Annotated in this window: 2 protein-coding genes; both read right to left on the bottom strand. The window is 77.0% G+C overall.

Translation table 11 applies throughout. The features are described from left to right. The coding region (locus IDM29_RS15815) for an FtsK/SpoIIIE domain-containing protein (protein ID WP_188037771.1) at window positions 1–2,701 on the bottom strand (2,701 nt) is incomplete at its 3' end. A gap of 128 nt (window positions 2,702–2,829) precedes the next feature. Next, entirely contained in the window at window positions 2,830–3,096 is a 267-nt protein-coding gene (locus IDM29_RS15810) for a hypothetical protein (RefSeq protein WP_182111596.1), read from the bottom strand. Window positions 3,097–3,201: the final 105 nt, after the last annotated feature.

Genomic DNA, 3,201 nt, shown 5'->3' with positions numbered 1-3,201 from the left:
CCGATCTGCGCACGAGGCGCCCGAGGTCGGCCTCGGCGTGGACGCGCGCGGGCGCACCCGGGGCGCGGCCGTCGTCGTGCGCGTCGAAGGGCCCCAGGTCCCGCGCCGCGAACGGACGCACGTCCACGCGCGCGGCGGCGTCGCGCACCGGCTCGTGCGCCCCGACCCAGGCGACCTGGACGAGCTCGCGCGTGCCGTGGCCCGTGCGGCGCAGCCACGCACGCCCGGGCGTGCGCCGGGACAGGCGCACGGCGTCAGCGGTGTCGATGACGTCGGTCGAGTCCTCGGGCGACGCCATCCGCAGCGCGATCCGCAGGTCGGTGTTCGCCTTGATCTGCGGCGTCACGACGCCCGCGGGGCGCTGCGTCGCGAGCAGCAGGTGCATCCCGAGCGAGCGCCCCCGCTGCGCGATGCTGACCATCCCATCGACGAACTCGGGCACCTCGGCCAGGAGGGCGGCGAACTCGTCGACGCAGATGAGCATGCTCGGCGGCGCGGCCTCGGGGTGGTCCCGCTCCATGGCCAGCAGGTCCTTGGCCCCGTAGGCGGCCAGCAGGTGCTCGCGCGTCGTGAGCTCCGCCTGGAGCGAGACGAGCGCGCGCTGCACGAGCGCGGGCGTGAGGTCGGTGATGTAGCCGACGGTGTGCGGCAGGTCCGCGCACTCCCGGAACGCGGCGCCGCCCTTGTAGTCGACGAGGAGGAAGGTCATCCGGCTCGGCGGGTTGTTGAGCGCGAGCGAGCACAGCAGCGTCTGCAGCAGCTCGCTCTTGCCCGAGCCGGTGGTCCCCGCGACGAGCCCGTGCGGCCCGTCCTCACGCAGGTCGATCGTCACGACGCCGTCGGCGCCGGCCCCGATCTGCGCGCGCAGGCCGCGCGCGGCGGCCCAGCGGTCCAGCACCGCGCCGACGTCGTCGGGGTCGGCCAGGTCGGCACCGAGGTCGGGCAGCCGGACCTGCTCCGGGACCGCGCTGTCCGCCGGCACGACGGCGGCGTCGTCCTGGTACGCCGTCATGGTCCGGGCCGTGCGCCACGCGTCGACCAGGGGCAGCGCATCGGCCTGCCGGACCTCCTCGACGCCCCCGCGGTCGCGGCGCAGGAGGCGCCCGGCCGCCAGGTCGAGGACCACGCCCGTCGCCGCCGGCACCGTCGCGGGGTCGGGGCCGAGCCAGACGAGGTGCAGGCCACGCTCGGTGCCCTGCGCCGCGGCGGCCTCGAGCACGCGACGCGGGACGCCCGCCGCGTCGTCGACGAGGCAGACGGTGCGGGCGCGTCCCCGCTCCTCCGAGACCAGCAGGTCGAGCAGGTGCTGGCCCGGGCCGGCGCCCACGGCCACCGGCTCCGCGCCGCCCGCGCGCCGTCCGGTGTGGGGCAGCCAGCGCAGCCACGTCTCCACGTGCGTGCGGTCGACGCCGAGCACAGCGGCGAAGGTGAGGTCCGTCGGCGAGTGCTGGGCCGCGAGCCGCAGGACCAGGGCGCGCACGGTGGCGTCGACGTCGTCCCGCGGGCCCGTGACGGCCACGAGGCCGTGGTCCCCCAGGGGCACGGGCACCGGGAGGTCCGCGAGCGTCGCGCGCCCGCCCACCTCGCGCAGCGCGAGCTCGCGCTGCGTGCGGTCGCCGCCGCGGGCGACGCTCGCGGTGACCACCGCGGGCCGCGGGCCCCGGCCGCCCCCGACGCGCAGGAAGTCGGGGTCGTCCACCTGGCGCGCCCACAGGCTCGGGTGCCGCTCCCGGACGCGGGCGCGCAGGACGTCCAGGCGCGGCTCGTCCTCGTCCGCGTGGCTGCGCTGGAGCTCGGCCGCAGCGTCGAGCGCGACGAGCACCTCGTCGACCTCCGTGCGCCACACGCGCAGCTCCGCGGCGTGGTCGGCCCTCTGCCGTCGCCGCTGGACCAGGTGGGTGGCGAGCATCATGACCGGGAACCCGATCATGAACAGGAGCGAGAACGGGCTCCGCGACATCGCGAACATCCCGCCGCCGAGCAGGACGGGCATGAGCATCATCGGCCACGGCAGCGGCTGCGGCTCGGGCGCCGCCGGTGGTGCGGGGACCTCGACCTCGTCCGCGACCAGCGGCTCGCCGAAGCGCGGCGGGCGCAGGACCGACACGGCCGGGCCACCGGGCGCCGACGAGTCGGCGGGCTCGAGGACGACCACGCTCTCGCCGAGCACGATCCGCTCCCCCCACGCCGCCGGCTGAGGGCGGGAGACCTCGACGTCGCCCACCCGGGTGCCGTGGGCCGAGCCCTCGTCGACGACCACCGGGCGTCCGACGAGCAGCACCCGGGCGTGCACGCGCGAGACGGCGGGGTCCGTGAGGACGAGCGTGCAGGTCGGCGCCCGTCCGATGGTCAGGGCGTCCCCCTCGACGCGCACCTGCCGGCCCGCGTCCGGACCCGCGACGACCCGGGCGACCGCGCGCGCCCGGCGCCGGTGGGCGGGGCGCGTGAGCCACTCGCGCGTGACGACGGCGACCTCGACCATGTCGCCGGTGCGCAGGTCGCTCTCCGTCAGCAGCAGGTCGGCACCCCACGGGGCGCCGTCCGTCACGGGGGCGAGGAGCGTCCCCGACGTCGGACCCGCGAGGTGCTCGCCGAGCGCCGCGGCGAGGTCGGCCACGCGCGCGTCGGGCCGCGCGTCGACGACGACGTCGACGGGCCGCAGGCCGCTCTCGCGCGAGGGCCGGACGCTGATCCGCCACATGAGGTGCTCCGCTCGGGTGCTGGGGCTGGTGCGTGGTGCTGGTGCGTGGTGCTGGGGCTGGTGCGTGGTGCTCGACGGGACGCGGTGTGCCGAGGCCGCCGGACGGACCGGCGGCCTCGGCGCGGGCGTCAGCTGGAGGCGCGCTCCTGGTCGTCGGCCTGGGCGGAGAGCGTCGCCGCGTTCTCCTGCAGGGCCTGGACCACGCGCTGGAGCGCGGGCACGTACTGGCCCTGCCAGTCACTCGTGAAGCGCTGCGCGTCCGGGCCGTACCAGGGCGTCGCCTCGAGCTGCTGCGTCAGGCGCGCCGTGATCTGCGTGATGCTGTCCGCGTCGACGTTCATGATCCGGACGAGGTCGCGGGCGGCGGTGATGTCCATGCCGAGGACGTTGCTCATGGTCTGTCTCCTTGTTCGGTGAAGGTCCCGCCGGAGGCTCCGGCTGTCGTGGGGTCGTGCACCGCGCGGGCCGGGCGGCCCGCGCGACCGGCCTCAGCGGGCCGT

This window comes from Actinotalea sp. JY-7885, from assembly GCF_014525465.1.
Lineage (GTDB): Bacteria > Actinomycetota > Actinomycetes > Actinomycetales > Cellulomonadaceae > Actinotalea.
Note: the sequence above shows the minus strand (reverse complement) of the source record. Positions and strands in the feature narration are given on the sequence as shown.

Bases quoted from the DNA above. Each gene is read 5' to 3' on its own strand.
- IDM29_RS15810 (WP_182111596.1), bottom strand. From the start codon at position 3,096: ATGAGCAACGTCCTCGGCATGGACATCACCGCCGCCCGCGACCTCGTC.